Source organism: Enterococcus sp. AZ089 (genome assembly GCF_050547225.1).
Taxonomy (GTDB): domain Bacteria; phylum Bacillota; class Bacilli; order Lactobacillales; family Enterococcaceae; genus Enterococcus_D; species Enterococcus_D entomosocium.
In genome coordinates this window covers 2696086-2722073 of the sequence record NZ_CP172954.1, presented here as the reverse complement: position 1 = coordinate 2722073, position 25988 = coordinate 2696086, and the positions used below count along the sequence as shown (strand labels likewise).

Here is a 25988-nt window from a genome sequence, read left to right as displayed (position 1 = left end):
AGAAAGGAAGAATCGTTATGCTAAATCAGTTGGTTATGGCGGAAGTTCAAAATCCAATGCTTGGCAATATTATCGTTGTCAGCGGGTCAATTCTTCTTTTGCTATTCTTATTGAAACATTTTGCATGGGATGCCATCAGCAGCATGATGCAAAAACGGGAAGATAAAATCGCCAATGATTTGGATTCAGCGGAACAATCACGCTTGAATGCAGCAAAATTAGAAAAAGAACGCCAAGAAAAATTGGCACGTTCTCATTCTGAAGCTGCGGAGATCATCAAGAGCGCCAAAGATAGCGGGGAATTGAGTCGGCAAAATATTTTGAGCGAGACCAAAGAAGAAGTGGCTCGTTTGAAAGAAAAAGCAAACTCAGATATCACCCTTGAAAAAGAAACTGCGTTAAAAGAAGTGAAAGATGATGTTGCAGAACTTTCGCTTCAAATCGCAGAAAAAATCTTAGGCCGCGAATTGACTCCCGAAAATCATGAATCCCTAATCAATCAATATATCGAAGGATTGGGTTCAGTTAATGAAACTCGATAAATTCACAGTGGGAAAACGTTATGGAAAAGCGTTGTTCGAATTGGCGATGGAAGAACAGCGCTTGACAGAAGTTTACCAAGAATTATTGACCTTGCGTCAGATTTATCAGGAAATTCCAACATTCGGCCAAATCGTGACCGATAACCGTTTGGATCTTCATGAGAAAAGACAATTAGTCGATCAATTGCTGAAGGGCTTTGAAGGTTTAGTCAGAAATTTCTTGGAGATCGTTTATGAATATGATCGCATGGATGATTTATTGCTGATCATTGATGAATACGAACGTCGTTACGATGAATATCAAGGTCTTGTTCTCGGAACGATCACAACGGCTGTTGCTTTGTCAGCAGAACAAAAAAGCAAAATCGAAAAGCAAATCGCCGATAAGCTTGGGTACAAGCAGGCACAATTGAAAGAAACGATCGATCCAACGATTTTAGGCGGTGTCATCGTTGAAGCAAATCATCAAGTGATCGACGGTAGTATTAAGAGCCAACTGGATTATCTGCGACAAAAAATCGGCAGATAAACAAGAGATAAGAGGTGAATCGGATGGCCATCAAAGCAGAAGAAATTAGTGCCTTGATCAAAGAGCAAATTAAAAATTATCAGAACGAACTTTCTGTAGAAGAAATCGGTACTGTCACATATGTTGGGGACGGGATCGCCCGCGCCCACGGTTTAGAAAATGCCATGAGTGGAGAACTGCTTGAGTTTTCAAACGGTTCTTATGGGATGGCACAAAACTTAGAGTCAAACGATGTCGGAATCATCATCCTAGGTGATTTTGAAACCATTCGTGAAGGGGACAAAGTAAAACGAACTGGTAAAATCATGGAAGTTCCTGTCGGCGATGCATTAATTGGCCGGGTAGTAAATCCATTAGGGCAACCAATCGATGGTTTAGGTCCGATCGAAACAGATAGATCACGCCCAGTCGAAGCAGCTGCACCAGGTGTTATGCAACGGAAATCCGTTTCGGAACCAATGCAAACAGGGTTGAAAGCTATTGATGCTTTAGTACCAATCGGTCGTGGCCAACGGGAATTAGTCATCGGTGACCGGAAAACCGGAAAAACAACGATCGCTATTGATGCGATCATCAACCAAAAAGGGCAAGACATGATCTGTATTTATGTCGCAATTGGCCAAAAAGATTCAACTGTTCGTGCACAAGTGGAAACATTGCGTCGTTACGGTGCCCTTGATTACACGATCGTGGTCTCAGCAGGTGCTTCACAACCAGCACCACTGCTTTATATCGCACCTTATGCGGGGGCTGCGATGGGGGAAGAATTCATGTATAACGGCAAACATGTTTTGATCGTCTTTGATGACTTATCAAAACAAGCGGTCGCTTATCGTGAACTTTCTCTACTTCTACGTCGTCCGCCAGGTCGTGAAGCATACCCAGGGGATGTCTTCTACTTGCATTCTCGTTTATTGGAACGTGCAGCGAAATTAAGTGATGAACTAGGTGGTGGATCGATGACGGCATTGCCGTTTGTTGAAACACAAGCAGGGGATATTTCAGCCTATATCCCAACCAACGTGATTTCTATCACAGATGGACAAATTTTCTTAGAAAACGACCTTTTCTATTCTGGTGTTCGTCCTGCCGTAGCGGCTGGATTATCCGTTTCACGGGTTGGTGGTTCTGCGCAGATCAAAGCAATGAAAAAAGTTGCCGGTACCTTGCGTTTGGACTTGGCTAGCTATCGCGAACTAGAGGCCTTTACGCAGTTTGGGTCTGATCTAGATGCTGCAACACAAGCCAAATTAAACCGCGGTCGTCGAACCGTTGAAATCTTGAAGCAAAAACTGCATGAACCACTGGCAGTAGAAAAACAAGTCGTGATTCTTTATGCCTTGACGCATGGATTCATTGATAGTGTACCAGTCAATAAACTATTGGACTTTGAAGCAGAATTATTTGAATATATCGAAGCAAATGCAGCGACGATTTTTGAAACCATTCGGACAACGAAAGACTTGCCAGAAGAAAGCTTGTTAGATGACACCATTAAAGCATTCAAAGATATTTTCATGGCATCCAACGGTTCTCGGGTGACACCCCAAGATAAAATATCGACAATGCAAAACGCATAAAAAGAGGTGAGAGAAAATGGCTGCTTCATTAAATGAAATCAAGCAACGAATTGCCTCAACAAAAAAAACCAGCCAAATCACAAAGGCCATGCAAATGGTTTCAGCTGCAAAATTAACAAAATCTGAAGCTCATTCGAAACAGTTTCAAGTGTATGCCAACAAAGTACGTGAAATCGTTACGCATTTAACTGCGCAGCAGCTTTCCGATCTTGCAGGTTCTGGTCCTAAAGATGGTGTGAACTATAACAGTATGTTGGTTAGTCGTCCGGTCAAACGCACAGGCTACATCGTCATCACTTCTGATGGCGGTCTAGTGGGCGGCTACAATAGTTCCATCTTGAAGCAAATGATGACCATGCTGGATGAAGACCATGCAAAAGAAGAAGAGTATGTCATGATTGCCATTGGTGCAACTGGCGCTGACTTTTTCAAAGCACGGGGCATCAATTTGGCGTACGAGCTAAGAAACCTTTCGGATCAACCAAGCTTTGACGAGGTGCGTAAAATCGTAACATTGGCGACAACGATGTACCAAAACGAAGTCTTCGATGAATTATATGTGTGTTATAACCATCACATCAACTCATTGACTAGCCAATTTCGTGTGGAGAAAATGTTGCCGATTTCCGATCTAGATCCTGAAGAAGCCGAAAGTTATGAACAAGAATACTTGTTTGAACCTTCCAGAGAAGCAATTTTGAATCAATTACTGCCTCAATACGCTGAAAGCTTGATTTATGGTGCGATTGTTGACGCAAAAACAGCCGAGCATGCTGCCGGAATGACAGCGATGAAAACAGCAACAGATAATGCCAAAAATATTATTGGGGACTTGACGATCTCTTATAACCGAGCGCGCCAAGGAGCGATCACCCAAGAAATTACTGAAATTGTGGCGGGGGCATCCGCGTTAGAATAGTTTCAAGAACGAATGGAGGAATACGAATGAGTTCAGGCAAGATTGTTCAAGTCATTGGTCCCGTTGTTGACGTGGAATTCTCTCTAGACCAATCATTACCAGATATCAACAATGCGTTGATTGTTTACAAAAAAGATGAGCAGAAAACAAAAGTTGTGTTAGAAGCTGCCTTAGAACTTGGCGACGGCGTTATCCGTACGATTGCCATGGAATCAACAGATGGCTTACAACGAGGAATGGAAGTAATCGATACAGGCGCCTCCATTTCTGTTCCAGTTGGGACAGAAACCTTAGGACGGGTGTTTAATGTCTTAGGGGACACCATCGATTTAGAAGCACCGTTTCCTGAAGAAGCACCCCGCAGTGGGATCCACAAAAAAGCTCCTGACTTTGATGAATTGTCAACAAGTACCGAGATCCTTGAGACTGGGATCAAAGTTATCGACTTATTAGCCCCTTATTTAAAAGGGGGGAAAGTTGGTCTTTTCGGTGGTGCCGGTGTTGGTAAAACTGTCTTGATCCAAGAACTGATCCACAACATTGCCCAAGAGCATGGGGGGATCTCTGTCTTCACAGGTGTTGGTGAACGGACACGTGAAGGAAACGACCTTTATAATGAAATGAAAGAATCTGGCGTTATCGAAAAAACAGCCATGGTGTTTGGACAAATGAACGAACCACCAGGTGCCCGGATGCGGGTTGCCTTGACTGGGTTGACCTTAGCGGAGTACTTCCGCGATGTAGAAGGACAAGACGTGCTCTTGTTTATCGATAATATCTTCCGATTTACTCAAGCTGGTTCTGAAGTATCTGCCTTACTAGGTCGGATGCCTTCTGCCGTTGGATATCAACCGACACTAGCAACCGAAATGGGACAATTGCAAGAACGGATCACTTCAACAAAAAAAGGATCGGTTACTTCTATTCAAGCAATCTATGTTCCTGCCGATGACTACACGGACCCAGCACCAGCGACTGCTTTTGCCCATTTGGATGCAACAACCAACTTGGAACGTAAATTGACTGAACAAGGGATCTATCCAGCTGTTGATCCGCTAGCTTCTTCTTCTAGTGCGTTAGCACCTGAAATCGTTGGTGAAAAACACTATGAAGTAGCGACTGAAGTACAGCATGCGTTGCAACGTTATCGCGAACTACAAGACATCATCGCTATCTTAGGGATGGATGAGTTGTCTGATGAAGAAAAAACGTTAGTGGCTCGTGCGCGTCGGATCCAATTCTTCTTGTCGCAAAACTTCCACGTAGCGGAACAGTTTACTGGACAACCTGGTTCTTATGTACCAGTTGAAGAAACGATCAAAGGCTTTGCTGAGATTCTTGAAGGAAAATATGATGATCTTCCAGAAGAAGCCTTCCGTAGTGTAGGACGAATTGAAGACGTCATTGAAAAAGCGAAAAAAATTGGCTATTAATTAACCAGCCTTGAAGAAAGAGGGGAACCTCATGGATCAATTTTTAACAGTCAATGTGGTGACACCTGCTGGTTTGGTTTACGATCATCACGCGAAAATCGTGGTTGCACGTACGACAGATGGTGAGATCGGTATTTTGCCGCATCATGCCCCAATCATCGTTCCTTTGACGATTGATGAAGTCCGGGTCAAACGGATCGATTCAGATACTCACGTCGACTGGGTCGCCGTTAATGGCGGTATCCTTGAAGTGCGGGACAATGTTGTCTCCATCGTAGCCGATAGTGCGGAACGTGATCGTGATATCGACGTTTCACGGGCAGAAAGAGCAAAACAACGTGCAGAACGTCAAATCGAAGAGGCCAAACAAGTCGAAGATATCGACCAGCTTCGTCGCGCAACGGTTGCTTTGCACCGCGCCATTAATCGAATCAACGTGTCAAAACATTCCTAAAAAAACAAGGGCATCTTGCCTTTGTTTTTTTGGCTCTTTGTCAATAAGGACTGATGAGTTGTGCAAAATCAAATCTGGGTCAGAATGAACCACATTCTGGCTCAGATTTTTTGTTATCTTACATTGATTAATTGATTGATCAAAAAGATTCTAATTCTCATGTTCTCGAATGATTTAAATCCGTAGGATACTCGTTTCATTGTCTTTATGTGGGTATTCTTCGCTTCTATTTTTCCATTGGAATAAGGATAGATCATTGCGTTGGTGATGCCTTCTTCATAAGTCAGAAGGTTTTGAAGCTTCTCCCGAAAGCCGTCATCTAACGTTTCGGGAAGTTCTGCCAATATGCAGAAAAATAAGTCAGGGTCTTTGTCTCGAAAGGCTTCAACTAATTCATGAAAAAAGGGGTACGCCTCCTTCAGGGGCGTAGAAAACTCAAGCAATCGATCAATCATCATTGCTTCAGTAAGAAATGGGTATTTTGGTGCTCGGAAACTTTTCCATGTTTTGTATTCATAATGGTTGATGTTTGCACGATTTTTTAGCAAAAAGCGCCAGTTCTTTTTCAGTTTTTCTGCCTGGCTTTTCTGTCCCGCTTTACGAAGTTCATTCATTTCACGGATACGCAACTCATTGAACGCTTGATTCATGTGTTTGACAATATGAAACCGATCAATCACTACTTTCGCATTTGGCAGAACACGTTTGGTGAGCTGGAAGTAGGCGGCGTTCATGTCTGTCACCAAGAATTCTACTTCTTCTGGATTGGTACAACCTAAGAAATAGCTTGTTAATCGAGGTAATTTACGCGTAGGCAAAACATCTATTAATTTTCCTGTTTCGCCATCTGCGCAAATAAAGCTCATTTTATCTTCTATGGAAGCATGCGAACGAAATTCATCAACCATCAATACTCTGGGGAGAATCTTCTTAGATTGCTTTGGTAAATAGCTTTTAAACTCTTTCAATGTACGAATAACGGTGGTCAAAGATACCTGACAGCTTTTCGCAATAAAAGATAAAGATACTTTTTCAGTCAGTAAAGAAGCAATTTTATATCTAACATGATTTGCGATTGAATGTCTGGGTTGGACAAAATAACTTTGAGCAGTCCAATGGGTTCGGCAGTTTTTACAGGTATAGCGCTGCTTTTTTAGGCGCATAACCAAAGGCATATGATTGTATTGTTCAAAACGGACAATCGTTTCCTTCTTCCCATTTTTCACTATAATTGCTTTCCCGTTTCCATCTACCACAGTAGAACCACAACTTCTACAAGCACGAGGAGTAGGCGAGAGAACAGCATCGACGACCAACGTCTTTTTCTTCTGAAGGGTCTCGTAAGAGACCTCTATAATCATCAAATCTTTCTCTATTATTCTCAGCATTTTTTTGATAGAATCATTCATATAGCATATCGTCCTCTCAGTTGTTTATTTTGTGGTGATTTAATCATACTAGAGAACGATATGTTTTTTAATACCTAAAATGAAAATGGGACTGAAGAATCAATTCTGATTCATCAGTCCCATAAATTATAGAGCCGTTTTTTTTTATTCGAGAAAACGTTTTAAAAACTTTTTAAAGTCTTTTCATGAAGGTTTCAAGAAAGATTATTTTTTATCTTGACATCTTTGTGGTATGATAGGAATGTTCAATTATGAAAAAGGAGCAGGAAGTATGCAAGTGTATGGAATTGATGCAATCATTCGAATCGTGAGTCATTTAGCGTTCATCTATTTAGCATTTTGGGCATTGCAATCTGTGCGGATCGATGCTTTTTTTAAAGCCTTACGAACGACTCAGATACGAATGGTCATGGTGTTTCTTGCGATTGCATTAGGCTACACCGCCAGTACTTTTTTCCTTGAGTTGATTGCGTTATGTCGTAATTTATTTTTAACAGGTTTTTAAGAATTTCATTAATATATGCAAAAACACCGAATATTATGCTATAATTGGCAAGATTTGTGTGAGTCACTGCATTATTTGGAGGGAACATAAATGGAAGAGATGATCGTTCAAGGTGGTAATCGATTAACTGGAACAGTGAAGATCGAAGGGGCAAAAAATGCTGTTCTACCTATCTTAGCGGCAAGCTTATTAGCGGAAGAAGGAACAACGACATTAACAAATGTACCGATCCTTTCCGATGTATTAACAATGAAAGAAGTGATTCGGCATTTAAATGTCGCAATCGATTTTGAAGAAGAAAACAATACGATGACGATCGATGCATCACAAGAGTTAGCGATCGAAGCACCTTATGAGTATGTAAGCCAAATGCGCGCTTCAATCGTAGTCATGGGGCCTTTGTTAGCCCGTAATGGTCATGCCAAAGTGGCAATGCCTGGCGGCTGTGCAATCGGCAAACGACCAATTGATTTGCATTTGAAGGGGTTTCAAGCACTAGGCGCTCAAATCATCCAAAAAGATGGATACATAGAAGCGATCGCCGATGAGTTAAAAGGCAATAGCATTTACTTGGATTTCCCAAGTGTCGGCGCAACGCAAAATATCATGATGGCTGCGGTAAAAGCTAAAGGTATCACCATCATTGAAAACGTCGCTCGTGAACCTGAAATCGTCGATTTAGCAAACATTTTAAACAAAATGGGTGCCAAAGTCTTTGGTGCAGGAACCGAAACGATGCGTATCGAAGGGGTCGATCACCTTCATGCGGTGGAACATTCGATCGTCCAAGACCGTATCGAAGCAGGAACCTTTATGGTTGCAGCAGCGATGACCCAAGGAGACGTCATTATTAAAGATGCGATCTCAGAACACAATCGTCCATTGATCTCAAAATTGATCGAAATGGGCGCAGAAGTGACTGAAGTAGCTGAAGGGATTCGTGTCGTTGGACCTGAACAATTGAAGGCAACAGATGTGAAAACAATGCCTCATCCAGGTTTTCCTACGGACATGCAAGCGCAAATGTCTGCTATTCAACTTTTAGCAGCTGGAATAAGTGTTGTGAATGAAACGGTATTTGAGAACCGTTTCCAACATTTAGAAGAAATGCGTCGGATGAATGCTCATGTCAAAATCGACGGCAACGTAGCAGTGATCGAAGGCGGCCATGAATTGCAAGGTGCGCTGGTCTATGCAACGGATTTACGTGCAGCAGCAGCGTTAATTTTATTAGGTCTACGTTCAACTGGTCGGACACGTGTCCGCAATCTAAAATATTTGGATCGTGGCTATTACAAATTCCATGAAAAATTGCAGCAATTAGGTGCTTCTGTGGAACGAGTTTCTGAAGCAGTTGAAGAAACCGTACCAGTAAACGCATAGTAGGAGTAGGAGAGAATAAAGTGAAGTTGAACCGTTACATTCTAACTAGCTTGATAAAAATTCTAATCGTCATATTATTAGCTATTTTATTGTTCTTAGCCGGAACGATGATTGGCTATGGGGTGATTGGCGACGGTAGTCCTTTTAAAGTCTTCTCTCCAAGTCTTTGGAATCATATCTTTGAGTTTATGAAGTAACCCCAAACTAGGACTTATGCCTCGTGCTGAGTCCTAGTTTTTTCTATCTATCTTCACTGAATCGTGATCATAAAAAGAAAGGTTGGCAAGAAATGAGTAAACTTTTGATTGGCTTTGTTCGTTTCTATCAACGTTTTATTTCCCCATTATTTCCTCCTAGCTGTCGTTATTATCCGTCTTGCTCAGGATACATGATCCAAGCGATCCAAGTCCATGGCGCAGCCAAAGGAGGTTTGATGGGGGTAGCTCGTATCTTACGCTGCCATCCCTTTGTAAAAGGCGGTATAGATTACGTACCCCAGACGTTTACTTTAAAACGAAATACGCAAGACAAAGTCAAACCAACGTACCGTTATCGGAAAAGTTAAAAGGAATCAACAAAAATGTAAAAAAGGAGCCAAAAAGCCATGATTCGTCCAATCGACTCTAATGAAGCGTATCCTTGGGCGTTGCTGCTGGATGCAGATCCTGAAAAAGCAGTCGTAGAAAGCTATCTATATAATAGCCAAACACTTGTTTATGAAGAAGCTGGAGAAATGATTGGTGTGCTAGTTTATCAAAATCAAGGCAACAACTGGGAGATTATGAATGTGGCCGTTTCTCCAGAAAAGCAAGGAATGGGCATTGGTCGTCAATTGCTGCAAGCTGCCGAAGAAGCGATCCTCAGTCAACACCTTGGGGCAAAACGGCCGATTGTAGTGATCAAAACTGGTAGTCTGCCCTCTGCAGCCCTGACTTTGTACCAAACGCAAGGCTATGTTGAAAAAGACCGGATGGAAAATTATTTCACCACTCACTATGCTGAACCGATTTTCGAAAATGGGCAGCAGTTGATCGATCAAGTTATTTTGGAAAAGCAGCTCTAATCCCATAGAGACAGTCTATGGCGATTTTAGGCTGTTTTTTTTTATTGTTCTCGGAAATCGCTTTCTTCAAGCGGGGACTTACGGTAAAATAGATAGTATCAGAATAATAAAGGATTGAGGGAAATAAATGGCGATTTTAGTCTTTGATATGGGTGGTTCAGCAGTAAAATATGGCGTCTGGGCACAGGATTCTTTGGTGAGTAAAGGCAAATTTACTACACCAAGCACGTGGCAAGAAATGAAAGCCCAGTTGCAGCAAGTAAGAGCAAGCGTAAACGAAGAGATCGAAGGGGTCGGGATCAGTGCTCCAGGTGCAGTCAATGCGCAAGAACGTCGAATCGACGGTATCAGTGCGATTCCTTATATCCATGGGTTTGACATCTACTCTGAACTCGAAGGAGTGTTTGGGGTACCAGTAACCATCGAAAATGATGCTAATTGCGCTGGGATGGCTGAATTCTATCAAGGAGCGGGCAAAGAGTATCAGCAAGCAGCTTTCGTTGTGATCGGAACAGGCGTTGGCGGTACCCTGTTTCAAAATGGTGAGCTAGTCCGTGGGGCACATTTATACGGCGGTGAATTTGGGTTGATGATTTTGGATCAAGGCAAAACATTTTCGCAACTAGGGACAGCGGTTCAGATGGCTTGGCGTTATTGTGATCGAATTGGTGTAGATCGAACCACAATTACCGGCGAAGAGGTCTTTCAACGTGCAGAAGATGGGGATGCCATTGCGATCGAGGAAGTCAATAAATTTTACCGCTATTTAGCGCAAGGACTATTCAGTATTCAATTTGCTTTTGATCCTGAAGTGATCATTATCGGTGGCGGTGTCAGTGCCAAAAATGGCTTGTTAGAAGAAGTGAATCAACGGTTGAAAAAAATGTTGGCAGATCAAGCTTTAAATGATTTTGTCCCACTGATCAAGCTATGTGACTATCGCAACGATGCCAATCTAGTTGGGGCGGCAGCCAATTTTCAAGCATTGTATCCACGAAATAGCCGCTAACATCTTGATGTAATGTTTTCAAACGTCCTTTTGACAAAAAATGAAGCAATTCGAAACAATCAAAAAGTAAGCAAAGGAAAAAAAACTTTGCTTGCTTTTCTTTTTGTTCAAAAAAATGAAAAGCGATTCCATTATTGATGGAACAGTGTTTTAAAAACACCATTTTTTCCTAGTAAAAAAAATAAATTCTGAATAGGTGAAATATTCTGATAATTCGTTGACATTTTCCAGATTTTTCAGTATATTGGATAACATATTCAGGGGAAGTGAAGGAGAGGAAAATTATGAAAAAGAAATTTGCGTTTTTGTTTGCGAGTTTGTTTTTGTTGACAGCATGTAGCGCTGGACCAACAGGTGGATCAACGGATGGCAGCGGGGCTGCTGAAGGTGGCAATAAACAAGAGGGAGATACCATCAAGATCGGAACCAACTTAGAGTTGTCAGGAGCCGTAGCTGCTTATGGGACGGCTGAAAAAGAAGGAATCGACTTAGCAGTAGAAGAAATCAATGCTGCCGGCGGTATTCTTGGAAAACAAATTGAGATTATTTCGAAAGATAACAAATCAGATAACAATGAAGCTGCAACGGTAGCAGCCAACTTAGCTACAAATGATAAAGTTGTAGCCATCATTGGTCCAGCAACTTCTGGTGCTACGAAAGCGGCTTTGCCTAACGTGACCAGAGCACAAGTACCAATGGTTACACCTTCAGGTACTGACGATGCGATTACTTATACTAGTGGGAAAGTGCAAGAATTTGCCTTCCGTTCTTGTTTCCAAGATAGCTTCCAAGGAACGATCTTAGCGAAATATGCGGCTGAAAATTTGGATGCATCAAAAGCCGTGATCTTGGGAGACAACTCAAGTGATTACGCAATTGGATTGACGGAAGCATTTAAAGAAAGTTACCCAGGCGAAATTGTCTTAGAAGATAACTTTACTGAAGGCGACAAAGATTTCCAAGCAGTTCTTACAAGAATCAAAGATGTCGACTTCGATGTCTTGTTCATTCCAGGCTACTACACAGAAGCTGGTTTGATCATCAAGCAAGCGCGAGAATTAGGAATTGATCAAGCAATCATTGGTGCCGATGGATTCGGTGATGAAAAAATGGTTCAAACAGCTGGTGCAGAAAATGTCAGCAATGTTTACTATACCGGTCACTTCTCTACCAAAGCACCAGCAAACGACAAAGTTGAGCCGTTTGTGGCAGCTTTCAATGAAAAGTATGGCAAAGAACCTTCTGCTTTTAATGCGTTAGCCTATGATGCAGTTTACATGATCAAACAAGCAATCGAAGATCAAAACTCAGCAGATTCATTGGCAATTGCAGCTGGTTTGTCTGAACTGAAAGACTTTGTCGGCGTGACAGGTGAAATCACAATGGATGAAAATCATAACCCTGAGAAATCAGCAGTTGTTTTAGGATTGACTGACGGGAAGGAAACCTCAGCAGACACTGTGGAACCTTAAAAACCTGTAGTTGTTTGGCAGTGAAAACTGGGACAGACCTGATGTGTTTGTCTCAGTTTCTTTTCTCTAATGAGAAGAACCATAATAAATGATATTGGAAGTGAGTATATGGAAATGATGATCCAACAATTGATCAACGGCTTGTTTCTAGGCAGTATCTACGCCTTGTTAGCGTTGGGTTATACGATGGTGTATGGCATCATCAAGCTGATCAACTTCGCCCACGGAGAAGTTTATATGATTGGTAGTTTTATCGGTTACTTTTTGATCAATCAATGGCAATTGGGCTTTTTCCCAGCGTTATTCATTTCGATGATCGCCAGTGCAGCACTTGGGGTAACGATTGAATTTTTAGCCTATCGTCCTTTGAGAAATTCCACGCGAATTTCGGCATTGATTACGGCAATCGGGGTTTCTTATTTTTTGCAAAATGTCATGATTTTTTTCTTTTCTGCCAATGTGCGCCCGTTTCCGCAAGCAATCGAAAGAAAAACCTATTCCATCGGGTTTGTTCAAGTAAGTAATGTCCAGTTATTGATTTTGGCTGTTTCGGTTACCTTAATGATTCTCTTGCAATTGATCGTGAAAAAGACCCGTATGGGAAAAGCGATGCGTGCAGTAAGTGTTGATGCAGATGCAGCGCGTTTGATGGGGATCAATGTTAATCGAACGATTTCCTTTACCTTTGCCTTAGGCTCGGCTTTAGCTGCAGCTGGCGGGATGCTGATCGGTTTGTATTATAATTCCATTGATCCATCAATGGGGGTCGTTCCTGGTCTGAAGTCTTTTGTTGCGGCGGTTCTCGGCGGGATCGGGATCATTCCTGGTGCAGCTTTAGGCGGCTTTGTGATCGGTTTAGTGGAGACAGCAGCGACAGCGCTTGGTTTTTCTGATTACAAGGATGCTTTAGTGTATGTCATTTTAATAATTATATTGTTGGTTCGTCCAGCTGGGATCCTCGGCAAAAATATCAAAGAGAAAGTGTAGGTGGCAGAAATGAAAAAGAATTTACGTTACAACTTAATCTGGCTCGCTCTGGCAGCTATTCTTTATTTTGGATTATTTGCAGCCTACAATGGCGGAATGATTAATTTGTTCTCTGATGCGATCATCGTCAATATCGGAATCAATATCATCTTGGCAGTCAGTTTGAATCTAATCATCGGCTTTTCAGGGCAATTCTCCTTAGGACATGCTGGGTTTATGGCAATCGGTGCTTATGCTGGCGCGATCCTGTCGGCAAGCAATCCAACCTTTGGCGGCTTTTTAACTGGTTTACTAGTGGGGATGCTGGTTTCAGGTGCAGTCGCATTAGTGGTTGGGATTCCGACCCTCCGTTTAAAAGGCGACTATCTAGCGATCGCTACCCTAGGTGTGGCAGAGATCATTCGGATCTTGTTGGTGAACCTACGAGGCTTGACCAATGGTCCTGCTGGAATTTTCGGATTGCCCCAATTCAGTAATTGGCAGATCGTCTTTCTCTTTGCCGTTCTATCGATTCTTGTCGTTTCAAACTTTATCCATAGCGGACCAGGCAGAGCGACTTTAGCGATTCGGGAAGATGAGATCGCTGCAGAATCGATGGGGGTCAACACAACGAAATACAAGGTAATTGCGTTTGTGATGGGGGCAGTGATGGCAAGCATTGCTGGTACCCTTTATGCCAGCTATCAGCAGTCGGTTTTCCCACGAGATTACGGTTTTATGAAATCGATCGATGTGTTGATCATCGTCGTTTTTGGAGGGCTTGGGAGTACCACAGGAGCGGTTGTTTCGGCAGTAGTGCTAGGAATCTTAAACATGTACTTGCAAGGCTTCTCTGATTTGCGCATGATCATTTATGCATTGGCTTTGATCATCATCATGATCTTTAAACCAAGCGGACTTTTAGGGACCTGGGAATTCTCCGTAAAAGGACTGTTGGACAAATTTAGAAAAAAGGGGGATGACAACGATGCCTCTATTAGAAGTTAAAAGCTTAACGAAAAACTTCGGTGGTTTAGCTGCTGTTTCTCATGTAGACCTCCATCTAGATACCAATGAGCTGGTCGGGTTGATTGGACCAAACGGTGCCGGCAAGACAACGCTCTTTAACCTCCTGACAGGTGTTTATGAGCCTAGTGAAGGCGAAGTGCTTTTTGAGACCCAAGGTAAGCCAAAACGTTTAAATGGCGTGAAGCCTTATAAAATCGCGGATTTAGGCCTTTCAAGAACCTTCCAAAATATTCGCTTGTTTAAAAACTTGACCGTAATGGATAACGTCTTGATCGCTATGAACAGTAAGCATAAAGAAGGACTACTGACGAGCACCTTGCGTTTGCCAAAATATTACAAAAACGAAGAATCCATGAAGAAAAAAGCCTTAGAGCTGTTACGGATCTTTGATATGGATGGCAAAAGCCAAACGTTAGCGAAAAATTTGCCTTATGGCGAGCAACGCCGTTTAGAGATCGTACGCGCATTGGCTACAGAGCCAAAAATTTTGTTTCTTGACGAGCCGGCAGCGGGGATGAATCCTCAGGAAACAACAGAACTGACAAAGCTGATCTATAAGATCCAAAAAGATTTTCAATTGACGATCCTCTTGATCGAGCATGATATGAGTTTGGTCATGGAAGTGTGCGAACGGATCTATGTACTGGAATACGGGCAAGTCATCGCCCACGGTGAACCAGAAGAGATCAAAAACAATCCACGGGTAATCGAAGCCTATCTAGGAGGAGAAATCTGATGCTGGAAATTCAAAATTTAAGTGTTCACTACGGCATGATCCAAGCAGTTCATGATGTTTCCTTCCACGTCAATCAAGGAGAGATCGTTTCGCTGATTGGTGCCAATGGTGCCGGAAAAACCACGATTTTACGGACGATTTCTGGATTGATCCGTCCTTCAAAAGGCTCCGTCACTTTTGAAGGAAAGCAAATTGAGAAAGAAGCACCGCAAAAAATCGTCGCAAACGGCTTGTCGCAGGTGCCAGAAGGGCGGCACGTCTTTTCCGGTTTGACGGTTCAAGAAAACTTAGAGATGGGCGCCTTCTTGCGTAAAGACAGTGGTGTCAAAGAAGACTATGAACAAGTTTACCGCAAGTTTCCTGTATTGAAAGAACGCCTCTCGCAAGATGCGTCGACATTATCTGGCGGTGAGCAGCAGATGTTGGCAATGGGGCGGGCATTGATGTCAAAACCGCGCTTGCTTTTGCTGGATGAGCCATCGATGGGCTTGGCGCCAATTTTTATCAAAGAAATTTTTTCCATCATTCAAGAAATCAAGCAGCAAGGAACGACTGTGCTGCTGATCGAACAAAATGCGAAAATGGCTTTATCGATTGCTGATCGCGGCTATGTATTAGAAACCGGGAAAATCGTTTTAGAAGGTACCGGAGAAGAATTACTAGCAAGCGATGAAGTAAGAAAAGCGTATCTAGGAGGTTAAATAATGAGCGTAAGTGATTTTATGACGAAGACGGTCATCACCGTCGATTCACAAACACCGATCTTTGATGCAATAGATGTGATGAAGCAGCACGATATCCATCGTCTACCTGTCGTTGATGATGGCAAATTAGTAGGGTTGATCACGGAAGGAACGATCGCTGAAGCAACCCCCTCAAAAGCGACAAGTTTAAGTGTTTATGAAATGAACTATCTCTTAAATAAAACGACAGTCGCTGATATCATGTTGAAAAAAGTGACTACGATTGAACCAGATGCACTATTAGAGGACGCCATTTCCGTCATGCGTAGTGAGAACGTGGGGGTTTTACCAGTCATGGATGATGATGACCTAGTGGGAATCATTACCAACAATGATATTTTCGATGCCTTTTTGAAAATCACTGGCTACCACGATGGCGGAACCCGAGTATCGATCGAGATCACGGATGATCATGTGGGGGTTTTAGCAGATGTGACGAAACTCCTTGCCGATCATCAAATGAGTATTTTGACGATTGTGGTAAATCGGATGGCACTAAAAACAGTTGTTGAGATCCAAGTAGAATCACGGCAAGTCGCAGCAATCGAGAAAATTTTAAGTGATGCAGGCTATACCGTGACGAGTGCTGTCTTGACGAACCAGAAGTGATCTAAGGAAAAGTAGCTGATCGTAAAGATTGGCTACTTTTTTTACTTCTAGAAGAGATTTTCTTTTTCTTTTGCTGCTTTTCTGTTAAAATAGGAAGGTGCTGTAAAGAAAGAGGTGCAACCATGTCTAAGAAAAATAAAGATATCGAAGTACGTATTGAAGAAACAACAAAAGCCATTCATGGCAAAGACTATACCGTCAATGAATTATTCATCGGAAAAAAACGCATTGGTGAGATTTTAACAACTGGACCAAAAGAATTTCAAAGCTTTTTAGGGGATGAAGATCTAGGTTCGAGCAGAAGCTTAGAAGCTGCCATCGAGATGATTATTCGTCAATGGAATTTACATGAATAATTTCTAGAAAAATTTACTTTTTGCTCTTGCAATTTGTTATCTTTTTCGGTATTATAACTATTGTCAGGTTTGAGAAAAACCTTTTGGAGGAGTAGCGAAGTGGCTAAACGCGACGGACTGTAAATCCGTTCCTTAGGGTTCAGTGGTTCGAATCCACTCTCCTCCACCATTATTGGGGTATAGCCAAGCGGTAAGGCAACGGACTTTGACTCCGTCATGCGTTGGTTCGAATCCAGCTACCCCAGTCAAAGAGATACGTAGAAAAAAACAGCAAGCACTCTTGCTGTTTTTTTGTTATTTAAAAAGAATCGTGTTTTTTATAAGTACTTAAAGAAACAGGAGACTGATATGGAAGAAGCCACTTTCAACAAGCTAGTTTCTACGAAATTGAAAAAAGCAATGGTTGCTTTGGGGCATTTCTATGAAACAGGTATGGAGTGGAACGGAAAATCACAGTCGATTCTTTCACAGAAATTTCTTTCAGAGAATTTAAAATATTTGGGCATTTTTGGTTCTGTTTGGTATACTTAGGCAAATCAGTTCCTTTGAGAGAACCATTTTATAGCATGAGAAACGAGCGATGACAGGAATATTGCCGATTTTCGGAAGTGATAACTTTACTAGATGGGGGCTTAACGAAGATGGGAAATGAAACGACTTGGGAGAACACAGACCGCCTTTATCTGTTGTGTCAACCAATCATGCAGATAAAATCGCTAAGTCAGCAAGAGGTGAATGGCTATGAAGTCTTGCTACGTAGCAAGAAGAACAACCGATTTCCACAGCAAGAATTCAGCACAATGATTCAAACTGAAAGTGGCAATCAGCAATTGATGAGATGGTATGCCAAGGAATTGCGGCGTTTATGCAAAAAAAAGCCGGAAACCCGCTTTAGTGTCAATATACATCCACAACAGCTGCTGTGGCAGTCTACGTGGTCCTTTTTTGAAACGATGGCTGTTTATAAGGCGCAGTTGCAGATTGAATTGACGGAACACCCCGTACGCTTACAGCAAGAGTCATTTGATTTGTCTGTAGCCATTGCAAAAATTAAAGCTTATGGTTATGTGATTGCGGTCGATGATATCGGTTGCGGACAAAATACCCTCTCGTTGGTCTTTGCCAATCTTGCCAGCGTTGATTGTTTGAAATTTTCGTTGTTACCGTTTATTCAGCTTGATGAGGAGATTGGCTTCAGCTTTTTGGCTTGTTGGTTGAAGGTTGCCCAAAAATATCAGCTTGAGCTGATCGTTGAAGGGATCGAGAACCGCGAAAAAATGGTCCAGTTGCTTGAGATGGGGGTGCATTTGCAACAAGGATATTTATGGTCTAAAGGAGAGCGATTGTGATGGAATGTTAGAACGAGGCGTGCTTTTGGCGTTTGGTTTGCCGCTGATGATTGCCAGTTTACTGGTGACCGCAGATGTTTTTGTACGAAGTGTGCAAAAAATATCGGTTTCTCGTCCATTTAAGTATTTTATTATTGGTATTCTGACGTTTACGCATTTGTATTTTATTCTTTCTTTTTCAATGAATTCAGTTGGGTTTATCTGTTATCAATACACAACTGCTTTTATTGCGAGTCATTTTTTCTATGGTGATCGTGGCAAGATCTTGATTTTGATAACGCCGTGTATGGTCGTCTTTTATTTGTGGTTTGTCGGTTTTTCTGATGTGGGTAAAGCTTTTTATCTTCCATTATTCGGAGTGGGGATCTTTGTCCTTGATTTTCTTTTATCAAAAGTCAAGCTGATCCGTCCGCAACAGCAATTTTATATGATGTATTTTTTGACCTGCCTGCTCTCACCGCGTTTTTCGATGCTAGTCCATCATACGACGACCTATGACTGGGAAGCGATGTTGGCAGTATTTGTTGGTTCTTTCGTGCTGCTAGGAAGTTTTATGTGGTTGCATCGATTGATTGAGGGGCAAGAATACCAAGTACTGGCAGAGCTGGCGAATAGTAAGATCGATGCGTTGACCGGCTGCTTCAACTATGGGACCTATAACCACGATCTGCTTCAAGCCGTTTCACAGAAAAAGACTGTGACGATCGCCATGATTGATCTCGATCACTTCAAAAAGGTCAACGACCGTTATGGTCATATCGCCGGAAATGAGTTGTTGAGAACCTTTGCCTCACGGACGACTACTTTTTTAGAGGCGCATTTTGCCGAGACCTATTCCTTTTATCGTTATGGCGGCGAAGAGTTCTGTCTCGTGATCGAAGGGGATGTCAAAGAACGGACCGTAGCTGCAATGACGACACTGTGTCAAACCATTTCCAGCAGTATGTTTCCTGTGGCTAATTTTGAAAAAGGGACGATGTCTTTGTCTTGCGGCGTTGAAGCGAGTACAGTTTGTCATGGCGATATCTTGGCAGCTGTTGAAAGAGCCGATCAAGCACTCTATCTCGCAAAACAAAGTGGCCGAAACCGGGTGTGCACCTTGCCTGAGACGTAAAAAAATAATGGAAAAATAATTTACACAAATTCACAAAGAATTAAATGTTTATGCACAAAAAGTTAGTAATAATAAAGAAATAATGTTATTTATTTACAAAATATACATTTTGATTATTTTATTTATCTTGAGAATCTTCGCATATCAACAAAAAGATTGAAACTATGTATAATTTCTGGTAAATTATTCTAAATCAAGAGTGATAAAAACTGTCAATAATAAATAGTGATCCTTACTTGATGCTTTGTCCGCTTTTCCAATGAAATGTCTCTGGAATTGTCCCGTCGAATCAGCAAGTAAGGGTTCTTTTTTTTAGAAAGGAAGCACAGGAAATGGCAAATACGCTGGTTGTCAATACACTCGCAAATTTAGGCGCAATTATCATCAATATTTATTTGTTATTCAAAATCAGTGATGGCTTCGTAGGTCAAGGGACATTCAAAGCGAAACAGATCGCAGCGGCGATTGCTTGTGAAACCGTGGTGGGGATGCTGATGATGAATTTCTCTTACGTCGTATACGAAACGCGATTTGACCTGCGCTTTTTACTTTACGCTTTTTCCATGAAATATCTGGGGTGGAAGGTGACCGTACCGACGATGGTCAATCTAGCGTTAGGGCGTTTCTTGTTTGAAGTATCAAAATCTTCTTGGCTGAACTTATATCTTACGTTTTTTTTGATGGTGACACTGACATTTCTGCATGCCTGGGCCAAACGGCGATTTACTGACAAACAAGAGTTGTTCCTATCAATAACCTACTTGATCGCTATCTCCTTTCTTTTTGGTTTTTATTTGACGGGTGATATTCAAAAAACGACCCTAATTTATATAGTTTATGGCATTCTCGCCTATACGTTGGCGTTTTTCCTTTATTCGATAGTCAATGATATGCAGCGCATTTTGGCATTGGTCAAAATCGATGATCTTACGCAGTTGAATAACTTCCGTAAGTTTCAAGATGACCGCCAACGCCTAGATACGACCGATGTGGACTTATCGATCGCTTTGATCGATATCGATCATTTCAAAAATTACAATGACCGTTACGGACACCGTGCCGGGGATGTGATTTTGCAAGAAATCGCTCGTATTTTTTCGACCTACTGTACGGCGAGCAATCCGGTCTATCGCATCGGTGGGGAAGAGTTTGCAATCTTGATTCAAGGAGACGCACAGGCTGCTGCTTATCTCCTTGAAAAAATTCAAAAGCGCATCCGTTACCAAGAAATCATCTTGGATGCCGGTGATTCGGTCAGCATCACGTTGTCGATTGGGATCGCACAACGGCAAAGGGGTGAGTTGCTACAGCAAACGCAAGAACGTGCGGATCAAGCATTGTATCGAGCCAAACGCAGCGGTCGCGACCAACTCTGTCTTTACTGATGGGGGTGGCTTCTTTTCTTTTTTTTGTTTTCAAAAATACTACCTTAAATGAGGAACGCATATGGAGAATAGTTTAATCATGATTCCTTCGCTAGAACCTGACCACAAACTGCTGGCTCTGGTGGAGAAAATTCGTTTGCATAATCAGCACCTGCCGATTTTGGTCGTGGATGATGGCAGTGGGGCAGCTTATCAGCCTGTCTTTTCGGCATTGGAACAGAAGTTTGGTTGTCAGGTTTTGACCCATCCAAAGAATCAGGGAAAAGGCGCAGCCATCAAAACCGCTCTCACTGAAGTGCTGACAAACCAGCCAGCTGTTGAATTTATGGTGACCATTGATTCGGACGGGCAGCATGAGTATACCGATATGATGGCTTGCTTAGCAAAGGCCCAAGCCCATCCGGACAGCATTATTTTAGGGACCCGATCCTTTGGCAAAGAAGTGCCCTTGCGGAGTAAGTTCGGCAACATTTTGACCCGAAATATCCTGCGTTTAGCGACTGGTCTTTCTATTGAGGATTCGCAGACGGGCTTAAGGGTTTTCCCTCGGAAATTCATGACAGATTTGTTGGCGATCTCAGGTGAGCGCTTTGAATATGAAACGCGGATGCTGATCGAAGCCCAGAAACGGGGGTGGCCGATTCTCTCGCAACCGATCGCCACCATCTATATTGAAGAAAATGCCTCTTCCCATTTTCGGGTCTTGGCAGATTCCGTCGCTATCTATAGCGTCTTTTTGAAGTATTTGTTTTCATCTGTGGTCTCCTTTTTTGTCGATGTGATCGCCTATGCGTTATTGATCCATTTCTTGTCTGTCATCGATCTGTCCTCCATCGTGATCGCTTCGTTGGGTGCCCGCTTGATTTCGGCGATCGTCAATTACTACATCAATCGCGAGCTTGTTTTTGGTCAACGGACAAAGAACAGTATGCTGCAGTATTTTTTATTGGTGATCGTACAGATTTTGCTGTCCTCTTTCCTCGTCTACCTGATCTATTTGATCCTGCCGATCGGGGATTCTGTGTTGTTAAAAATAGGCGTCGATTGCCTGCTCTTTTTCTTTAGTTACCATGTGCAAAAAAATGTCATCTTTAAGGAGTGATTGAGGTGGAACAAAAACGTTTGCCTTGGGCGAAAAAAGTCGTTTACTTTCTAGCGTTTGTCTTTTCGCTGATCTATTTATCATGGCGGGGGCTGTATACATTGCCATGGCACGAGTCTTGGTTTGCCCTGCTGTTTGGTTTGCTGCTTTGGGGCAGTGAGATCGTATCGAACTTTACGGGCTTGCTGTTGATTTGGAACAAAAACAAAGCAAAGCCTTTTGAAAAACCGATCGTGCCAGAAGCCGACTATCCGGCGATCGATGTGTTGATTGCTACTCATAATGAAGAAGTGCCGCTTTTATTAAAAACGGTCAATGCGGCAGTTCATATGAAATACCCCGATCCAAAAAAAGTTCACATCTATTTGTCAGATGACACCAACCGTCCAGAGGTCAAAGCACTGGCAGATAAATTTGGCATCGGCTATATCGGATTGATCGGCAATCAGCATGCCAAGTCAGGCAATCTCAATCATGCATTATCAAAAACCAATTCGCCGCTAGTGGCGACCTTTGATGCAGATATGATTCCTTACTCAGATTTTTTGCTGGAAACAGTGCCATATTTTGTGGCAAATCAGCAGGAACGCCGCAATGACCAGACCATCAAACCGTTGGGCTTTGTTCAAACACCGCAAAGTTTTTACAATGCGGATCTTTTTCAGTACAATCTTTTTTCAGAAGCGGCGATCCCTAACGAGCAGGACTTCTTTTCCAGAGAAGTCAATGTTTTGAACAACGCCCATGATACCGCTATTTATACAGGTTCCAATACGGTGATTGCACGAGAAGCGATCGAAGCCGCTGGCGGATTTCCGACGGACACGATCACGGAAGATTTTGAATTAGGCGCCTTGATCAATTGCCAAGGTTATCGCAGTTTATCAACACTGCAGCCAATGGCCAGCGGTCTGTCTCCAATTGATATCCCAAGTGCCTTAAAGCAGCGGATTCGCTGGGGAAGAGGAGTGGTCCAAAGTGTCCACAATCTCCATCTTTTTAAGAATAAGACGTTGTCTTTGGCGCAAAAAATGGTTTTCTTAAACAGCTATTTGTATTGGTGGTCGTTTCTACGACGGCTACTATTTATTTTCGCGCCGATTTTGTACACCGTCTTTAATGTAAGGGTCGTAGAGACAAACTTTTGGGTCTTGCTGCTGTTTTGGCTGCCAAGCTATACGTTCTTGCATTTGGCGATGCAGGATTTGAGCAGTGATATTCGAACGCAGCGTTGGGGCGAGATCCAGGAAACGATTTTTGCACCTTACCTAGTGATTCCTGTCTTTTTGCAAGCCATTGGCATCAAAGAGACCCGCTTCAAGGTGACTAATAAAGCAGCAACTCAGTCTAAAAAAGACTTGTTGTTTGTGGTGCCGCATTTGTTGCTGTTGACTTTGACGATTATCGGCTTAGTGAAGTTTAATTACGGCAAATTCGGCTCAGAGATTTTCTACGGCAGTGTGTTGACCTTCTGGCTGCTGACCCATTTCTTTAACTTAACCTTTGCGGTCTTATTTTATCTCGGTCGCCCGATTTATCGAACGACGGAACGGTTCAGAGCCCATTATCCTGTTGAAGTTTCCGACCAAGACGCCAGCTATTCTTTGATGACAGAAAATATCTCAGAAAATGGCTTGTCCTTCGTTTCTGACGTTCCTCTTTATTTTCCGCCAGATGCGCCGCTGACTTTTAAAATCACTCGTAATGGCTACCAAGCAGAGATGACTGGAAATATTGTCCGCGTCTTTTCTGGAAAAGATCGCTGGGTCTATGGCGTTGCTTTAAACCAGTTGACAGAAAAAGATTACTTAGCCTATCTGCAGATCATTTATGATGGCTTCAATCAAAGCCTGCCGGTTCTGCGGGATCCGTGGATGACCTTCTTTGACAGTCTTTTTGAAAATCTCGGTAAGCATCTGCTGCAAGCCAAACAAAAGCCATTGCCGCCTCAACGAGTGCCCATACTGACCATTGATCAAAAATGGCACTTTGATGAAGGAACCTATGCGGTCACAACATTTGGTTTTGATCAGTTCACGTTGGCAAAAACAGAAGAGGTCGAGATGCCGGTCCATCTAAACTTACCGATCAGTAATCTTGTGCTTCACGCTGAAAAAGCGACGCTTCAGCCAAAAGAAAATCAAGTGATATATCAAGTAAGCAATCTTTCAGAGCTGCGTTCCACAGTAGCCCTCCAAGAATGGGTAGACAGCTTGCTGAGAAAGGAGGCAGACGATGATCGAGATCCTGCTGCGATTTAGTCTATTTGGTTTATCATTAGCTGGCTATGCCTATCTTTTTGTACGAGTTTGTCATTTTACCAAATACATTAGCTGGATCGCTGCCTGCTGTTTGCCGATCCTCGTTCTTTCCTTTGTCGCATATGGTCCCAAAGGATGGTTGATCTGGGGGGCCTGGTTTTTATTTGGTCTTGGCTTACTATTATGCGTTTGGCGTTTTTGGCAGGAGCGCCATCAGGTGCGGTGGGGTTTACAAGAGCCCATCATGCTGTGGTTTTATGGCTATTTTGCTTTGTTCGTTTTAACCTTGCTTCACAGTCATTTGACCCACTATGACAACTTCTCTCATTGGGCGACGATCGTTAAATTCCTTTATACGCAGGGACAATTGCCAACGGCAACCGATGCCATCATCAGTTTTACTTCCTATCCTTTAGGCAGCTCACTGTTTGTTACTTATACAGCAATCATCGTTGGCTATCATGAGAATATCTTGCTGATTGGTCAATTGATTTTGATTTTCTGTAGTCTGTATAGTTTTTTTGCGATTATTCGTGATCCGAAAAGAAAGCTGGCTTTTGTCTTGGTATTCACCAGCATGGCCGTATTCAATTATTTTAATATTGCGATTCGAATGAATAATTTGCTGGTAGACTTCATTCTTCCCGTTTTAACTTTGGCAGGAATCTCCGGGTTATTTTCTTTAAAAGGCAAAGTGCTGCCTTCAATCAGCTACTTTCTTTTGATTGGCGCCTCTCTTGATTTGGTCAAAAATAGTGCTGTCTTTTTTCTGCTGATTTTAGGCGGCTATTTACTAGTCTGCTTATGGCAGGCATCAATTCGTTGGCGGCAACGGCTAGGCTTGATGATTGTAGGATTAGCTGCCATTGGGCTATCTGTCCTGCCGGCGATTCTTTGGAACCTGCATGTCAAAGCGAATTTTCCTAAATCGAAGCATGAAGTCAGCGTGACCGCTTATAAACAGATTTTTGGCGAAAAGGATTCACAGATACTGCAGCAAATTACGGATATTTTTGTCAAAACGATCACGGATGTTACGACGGTTTCCACGCAAGGGATTCTCTTGATCCAGGTCATCCTGTTGGGTAGTTGGCTATTTGTCCGATTTATCATGAAAAAACGCAATCCATTTCTAAAAGAACTGCTGTTGATCGATGGTATTATTGGTCTCTATTACTTGGGTATTTACGCCATGTTCTTGTTCTCGATGCCCACTGATGAAGCACTGTCTTTGGCAGGGTTCGATCGCTATGCTTCGAGTATTGTGATCTTGGCATTAGGTTTGATGACCTTTTTCATGGTCCGGGGCATTGATCATTTGTATCATGAACAAGCGATCGATCGGCGAAACTACCGTAGTTTTGCCAGCTTGACCACAAAAAAAATCTATCAATACAGTACCTTGATTCTGTTATTTTTTGCGACATTGCTGATCCTTTCAGAAAATAATGGCATGCGTTATACCAATCGTGAATATGCTGCTTCGATTCCAGCACAAGTTTCAGCCGTTACTGGCGATCGCTTTGACCTAAACCAGAAAAAATACTTGGTGGTCAGTACCAATAAAGAAGCAGTAGACAGCTACTTAGTTGGCTATGTCGGCAAATATTACTTGTTTTCACCTAATGTCGATGGTCGAGAGAATTTCCTCTTATCAGATGCAGATTTTCGCACGCTATTAAAGCAATACGATGAAGTCGTCGTCTTAGAAGAGCACTATACCTTTAATGCCATGACTAAGAAGCTAACAGGGAAAACCTTTGCCCCTGGTGTTTATTCGGTGGCGGAGGTGTTGGGGCAATAAATGAAGGAATTTCTCAAGCGCGTCTCCTTATTAGAGAATCAATAGTAAAAATACCAATGAAACAGACGTATCGTTTGTTCATTGGTATTTTTTTTCTGTTCCCACTGAGTAATATCCTCTATACTATGAAAATACCAAAGGATATGTAAATAATCTGTATTAAACGAAAGGGTACACATGAATAAAAAAACGGCGCAATATTTTCAGTGCCTATGATTTACTGTAATCAATGCAGT

Annotated in this window: 26 protein-coding genes and 2 tRNA genes; 27 read left to right on the top strand and 1 reads right to left on the bottom strand. The window is 42.4% G+C overall.

Annotation, left to right across the window (positions count from 1 at the left end; all coding sequences use genetic code 11):
- Nucleotides 1-17 precede the first annotated feature (17 nt).
- From atpF to IGJ01_RS12535, 6 genes are read left to right on the top strand one after another with little or no spacing between them, the layout of a single operon-like run.
- Nucleotides 18-542 (top strand): F0F1 ATP synthase subunit B, encoded by a 525-nt coding sequence (gene atpF / locus IGJ01_RS12560; RefSeq protein WP_016612589.1) that lies wholly within the window; start codon nucleotides 18-20, stop codon nucleotides 540-542.
- Complete coding sequence (locus IGJ01_RS12555; RefSeq protein ID WP_005234375.1) at nucleotides 529-1071, top strand: F0F1 ATP synthase subunit delta; 543 nt, start codon at nucleotides 529-531, stop codon at nucleotides 1069-1071. The genes atpF and IGJ01_RS12555 overlap by 14 nt, the downstream gene beginning before the upstream one ends.
- Before the next feature lie 23 nt (nucleotides 1072-1094).
- A complete protein-coding gene (atpA, locus tag IGJ01_RS12550) occupies nucleotides 1095-2651 on the top strand; it encodes a F0F1 ATP synthase subunit alpha (protein WP_430601141.1) in 1557 nt (518 codons plus the stop codon).
- 16 nt (nucleotides 2652-2667) lie between these two features.
- The gene (locus IGJ01_RS12545; protein ID WP_005228710.1) at nucleotides 2668-3570 is read left to right on the top strand and encodes a F0F1 ATP synthase subunit gamma; all 903 of its coding nucleotides are present in this window, start codon (nucleotides 2668-2670) and stop codon (nucleotides 3568-3570) included.
- A 26-nt stretch (nucleotides 3571-3596) separates the two neighbouring features.
- A complete protein-coding gene (gene atpD, locus IGJ01_RS12540) occupies nucleotides 3597-5003 on the top strand; it encodes a F0F1 ATP synthase subunit beta (protein WP_005234377.1) in 1407 nt (468 codons plus the stop codon).
- Between the two features lie 31 nt (nucleotides 5004-5034).
- Entirely contained in the window at nucleotides 5035-5457 is a 423-nt protein-coding gene (locus IGJ01_RS12535; RefSeq protein ID WP_005228716.1) for a F0F1 ATP synthase subunit epsilon, read from the top strand.
- A 113-nt stretch (nucleotides 5458-5570) separates the two neighbouring features.
- Here the strand turns inward: IGJ01_RS12535 and IGJ01_RS12530 are convergent, their stop codons facing one another.
- The gene (locus IGJ01_RS12530; protein WP_429972316.1) at nucleotides 5571-6866 is read right to left on the bottom strand and encodes an ISL3-like element ISEfa11 family transposase; all 1296 of its coding nucleotides are present in this window, start codon (nucleotides 6864-6866) and stop codon (nucleotides 5571-5573) included.
- Between the two features lie 271 nt (nucleotides 6867-7137).
- On the opposite strand from IGJ01_RS12530, the gene IGJ01_RS12525 reads away from it, so the two are divergent.
- The 21 genes from IGJ01_RS12525 to IGJ01_RS12425 all read left to right on the top strand — a co-directional run bounded on the left by IGJ01_RS12525 (nucleotide 7138) and on the right by IGJ01_RS12425 (nucleotide 25752).
- On the top strand, nucleotides 7138-7371 hold the full coding sequence (locus IGJ01_RS12525) for a DUF1146 family protein (protein WP_008380880.1): 234 nt from the start codon (nucleotides 7138-7140) through the stop codon (nucleotides 7369-7371).
- 90 nt (nucleotides 7372-7461) lie between these two features.
- Complete coding sequence (murA, locus tag IGJ01_RS12520; RefSeq protein ID WP_430601140.1) at nucleotides 7462-8754, top strand: UDP-N-acetylglucosamine 1-carboxyvinyltransferase; 1293 nt, start codon at nucleotides 7462-7464, stop codon at nucleotides 8752-8754.
- Between the two features lie 20 nt (nucleotides 8755-8774).
- Entirely contained in the window at nucleotides 8775-8951 is a 177-nt protein-coding gene (locus IGJ01_RS12515; protein WP_005228723.1) for a DNA-directed RNA polymerase subunit beta, read from the top strand.
- Nucleotides 8952-9043: 92 nt separating this feature from the next.
- The gene (gene yidD, locus IGJ01_RS12510; protein WP_223347111.1) at nucleotides 9044-9319 is read left to right on the top strand and encodes a membrane protein insertion efficiency factor YidD; all 276 of its coding nucleotides are present in this window, start codon (nucleotides 9044-9046) and stop codon (nucleotides 9317-9319) included.
- 39 nt (nucleotides 9320-9358) lie between these two features.
- The gene (locus IGJ01_RS12505) at nucleotides 9359-9817 is read left to right on the top strand and encodes a GNAT family N-acetyltransferase (RefSeq protein WP_005234382.1); all 459 of its coding nucleotides are present in this window, start codon (nucleotides 9359-9361) and stop codon (nucleotides 9815-9817) included.
- A 127-nt stretch (nucleotides 9818-9944) separates the two neighbouring features.
- Nucleotides 9945-10826: an ROK family protein gene (locus tag IGJ01_RS12500; protein WP_005234383.1), complete on the top strand. Its 882-nt coding sequence runs from the start codon at nucleotides 9945-9947 to the stop codon at nucleotides 10824-10826.
- Between the two features lie 284 nt (nucleotides 10827-11110).
- Entirely contained in the window at nucleotides 11111-12298 is a 1188-nt protein-coding gene (locus IGJ01_RS12495) for an ABC transporter substrate-binding protein (RefSeq protein ID WP_008380891.1), read from the top strand.
- A 108-nt stretch (nucleotides 12299-12406) separates the two neighbouring features.
- Nucleotides 12407-13285: a branched-chain amino acid ABC transporter permease gene (locus IGJ01_RS12490; RefSeq protein WP_008380893.1), complete on the top strand. Its 879-nt coding sequence runs from the start codon at nucleotides 12407-12409 to the stop codon at nucleotides 13283-13285.
- Between the two features lie 9 nt (nucleotides 13286-13294).
- Nucleotides 13295-14272 carry a branched-chain amino acid ABC transporter permease gene (locus IGJ01_RS12485; RefSeq protein WP_005228744.1) on the top strand — a complete coding sequence of 326 codons (978 nt, stop codon included), beginning with the start codon at nucleotides 13295-13297 and terminating at the stop codon, nucleotides 14270-14272.
- Nucleotides 14253-15029 (top strand): ABC transporter ATP-binding protein, encoded by a 777-nt coding sequence (locus IGJ01_RS12480; RefSeq protein ID WP_430601139.1) that lies wholly within the window; start codon nucleotides 14253-14255, stop codon nucleotides 15027-15029. The genes IGJ01_RS12485 and IGJ01_RS12480 overlap by 20 nt, the downstream gene beginning before the upstream one ends.
- Complete coding sequence (locus IGJ01_RS12475) at nucleotides 15029-15730, top strand: ABC transporter ATP-binding protein (protein WP_005234392.1); 702 nt, start codon at nucleotides 15029-15031, stop codon at nucleotides 15728-15730. Before IGJ01_RS12480 ends, IGJ01_RS12475 begins: the two co-directional genes overlap by 1 nt.
- A 3-nt stretch (nucleotides 15731-15733) precedes the next feature.
- Complete coding sequence (locus tag IGJ01_RS12470) at nucleotides 15734-16381, top strand: CBS and ACT domain-containing protein (protein WP_142437615.1); 648 nt, start codon at nucleotides 15734-15736, stop codon at nucleotides 16379-16381.
- 122 nt (nucleotides 16382-16503) lie between these two features.
- The gene (locus IGJ01_RS12465; RefSeq protein ID WP_005228752.1) at nucleotides 16504-16737 is read left to right on the top strand and encodes a DUF2969 domain-containing protein; all 234 of its coding nucleotides are present in this window, start codon (nucleotides 16504-16506) and stop codon (nucleotides 16735-16737) included.
- A gap of 85 nt (nucleotides 16738-16822) precedes the next feature.
- Nucleotides 16823-16906 (top strand) — tRNA-Tyr (locus tag IGJ01_RS12460).
- Between the two features lie 4 nt (nucleotides 16907-16910).
- Nucleotides 16911-16982: transfer RNA gene (locus tag IGJ01_RS12455), tRNA-Gln, on the top strand.
- Between the two features lie 396 nt (nucleotides 16983-17378).
- Entirely contained in the window at nucleotides 17379-18086 is a 708-nt protein-coding gene (locus tag IGJ01_RS12450) for an EAL domain-containing protein (protein WP_430601138.1), read from the top strand.
- Nucleotides 18087-18090: 4 nt separating this feature from the next.
- Nucleotides 18091-19200 (top strand): GGDEF domain-containing protein, encoded by a 1110-nt coding sequence (locus tag IGJ01_RS12445; protein WP_008380908.1) that lies wholly within the window; start codon nucleotides 18091-18093, stop codon nucleotides 19198-19200.
- A gap of 332 nt (nucleotides 19201-19532) precedes the next feature.
- Nucleotides 19533-20585: a GGDEF domain-containing protein gene (locus tag IGJ01_RS12440; protein WP_016612596.1), complete on the top strand. Its 1053-nt coding sequence runs from the start codon at nucleotides 19533-19535 to the stop codon at nucleotides 20583-20585.
- A 61-nt stretch (nucleotides 20586-20646) separates the two neighbouring features.
- Nucleotides 20647-21687, top strand: coding sequence for a glycosyltransferase (locus tag IGJ01_RS12435; RefSeq protein WP_430601137.1), 1041 nt, complete (start codon nucleotides 20647-20649; stop codon nucleotides 21685-21687).
- The gene (locus IGJ01_RS12430) at nucleotides 21684-23948 is read left to right on the top strand and encodes a glycosyltransferase family 2 protein (protein ID WP_005234403.1); all 2265 of its coding nucleotides are present in this window, start codon (nucleotides 21684-21686) and stop codon (nucleotides 23946-23948) included. The genes IGJ01_RS12435 and IGJ01_RS12430 overlap by 4 nt, the downstream gene beginning before the upstream one ends.
- The gene (locus IGJ01_RS12425; RefSeq protein ID WP_430601136.1) at nucleotides 23923-25752 is read left to right on the top strand and encodes a lantibiotic ABC transporter permease; all 1830 of its coding nucleotides are present in this window, start codon (nucleotides 23923-23925) and stop codon (nucleotides 25750-25752) included. The genes IGJ01_RS12430 and IGJ01_RS12425 overlap by 26 nt, the downstream gene beginning before the upstream one ends.
- The last annotated feature ends 236 nt before the right edge of the window (nucleotides 25753-25988 follow it).

What these genes read in the sequence shown, in the direction of transcription:
- atpF (WP_016612589.1), top strand. Translation starts at nt 18, where the DNA reads ATGCTAAATCAGTTGGTTATGGCGGAAGTTCAAAATCCAATGCTTGGC.
- IGJ01_RS12555 (WP_005234375.1), top strand. Translation starts at nt 529, where the DNA reads ATGAAACTCGATAAATTCACAGTGGGAAAACGTTATGGAAAAGCGTTG.
- atpA (WP_430601141.1), top strand. Translation starts at nt 1,095, where the DNA reads ATGGCCATCAAAGCAGAAGAAATTAGTGCCTTGATCAAAGAGCAAATT.
- IGJ01_RS12545 (WP_005228710.1), top strand. Translation starts at nt 2,668, where the DNA reads ATGGCTGCTTCATTAAATGAAATCAAGCAACGAATTGCCTCAACAAAA.
- atpD (WP_005234377.1), top strand. Translation starts at nt 3,597, where the DNA reads ATGAGTTCAGGCAAGATTGTTCAAGTCATTGGTCCCGTTGTTGACGTG.
- IGJ01_RS12535 (WP_005228716.1), top strand. Translation starts at nt 5,035, where the DNA reads ATGGATCAATTTTTAACAGTCAATGTGGTGACACCTGCTGGTTTGGTT.
- IGJ01_RS12530 (WP_429972316.1), bottom strand. Translation starts at nt 6,866, where the DNA reads ATGAATGATTCTATCAAAAAAATGCTGAGAATAATAGAGAAAGATTTG.
- IGJ01_RS12525 (WP_008380880.1), top strand. Translation starts at nt 7,138, where the DNA reads ATGCAAGTGTATGGAATTGATGCAATCATTCGAATCGTGAGTCATTTA.
- murA (WP_430601140.1), top strand. Translation starts at nt 7,462, where the DNA reads ATGGAAGAGATGATCGTTCAAGGTGGTAATCGATTAACTGGAACAGTG.
- yidD (WP_223347111.1), top strand. Translation starts at nt 9,044, where the DNA reads ATGAGTAAACTTTTGATTGGCTTTGTTCGTTTCTATCAACGTTTTATT.
- IGJ01_RS12505 (WP_005234382.1), top strand. Translation starts at nt 9,359, where the DNA reads ATGATTCGTCCAATCGACTCTAATGAAGCGTATCCTTGGGCGTTGCTG.
- IGJ01_RS12500 (WP_005234383.1), top strand. Translation starts at nt 9,945, where the DNA reads ATGGCGATTTTAGTCTTTGATATGGGTGGTTCAGCAGTAAAATATGGC.
- IGJ01_RS12495 (WP_008380891.1), top strand. Translation starts at nt 11,111, where the DNA reads ATGAAAAAGAAATTTGCGTTTTTGTTTGCGAGTTTGTTTTTGTTGACA.
- IGJ01_RS12490 (WP_008380893.1), top strand. Translation starts at nt 12,407, where the DNA reads ATGGAAATGATGATCCAACAATTGATCAACGGCTTGTTTCTAGGCAGT.
- IGJ01_RS12485 (WP_005228744.1), top strand. Translation starts at nt 13,295, where the DNA reads ATGAAAAAGAATTTACGTTACAACTTAATCTGGCTCGCTCTGGCAGCT.
- IGJ01_RS12480 (WP_430601139.1), top strand. Translation starts at nt 14,253, where the DNA reads ATGCCTCTATTAGAAGTTAAAAGCTTAACGAAAAACTTCGGTGGTTTA.
- IGJ01_RS12475 (WP_005234392.1), top strand. Translation starts at nt 15,029, where the DNA reads ATGCTGGAAATTCAAAATTTAAGTGTTCACTACGGCATGATCCAAGCA.
- IGJ01_RS12470 (WP_142437615.1), top strand. Translation starts at nt 15,734, where the DNA reads ATGAGCGTAAGTGATTTTATGACGAAGACGGTCATCACCGTCGATTCA.
- IGJ01_RS12465 (WP_005228752.1), top strand. Translation starts at nt 16,504, where the DNA reads ATGTCTAAGAAAAATAAAGATATCGAAGTACGTATTGAAGAAACAACA.
- IGJ01_RS12450 (WP_430601138.1), top strand. Translation starts at nt 17,379, where the DNA reads ATGGGAAATGAAACGACTTGGGAGAACACAGACCGCCTTTATCTGTTG.
- IGJ01_RS12445 (WP_008380908.1), top strand. Translation starts at nt 18,091, where the DNA reads ATGTTAGAACGAGGCGTGCTTTTGGCGTTTGGTTTGCCGCTGATGATT.
- IGJ01_RS12440 (WP_016612596.1), top strand. Translation starts at nt 19,533, where the DNA reads ATGGCAAATACGCTGGTTGTCAATACACTCGCAAATTTAGGCGCAATT.
- IGJ01_RS12435 (WP_430601137.1), top strand. Translation starts at nt 20,647, where the DNA reads ATGGAGAATAGTTTAATCATGATTCCTTCGCTAGAACCTGACCACAAA.
- IGJ01_RS12425 (WP_430601136.1), top strand. Translation starts at nt 23,923, where the DNA reads ATGATCGAGATCCTGCTGCGATTTAGTCTATTTGGTTTATCATTAGCT.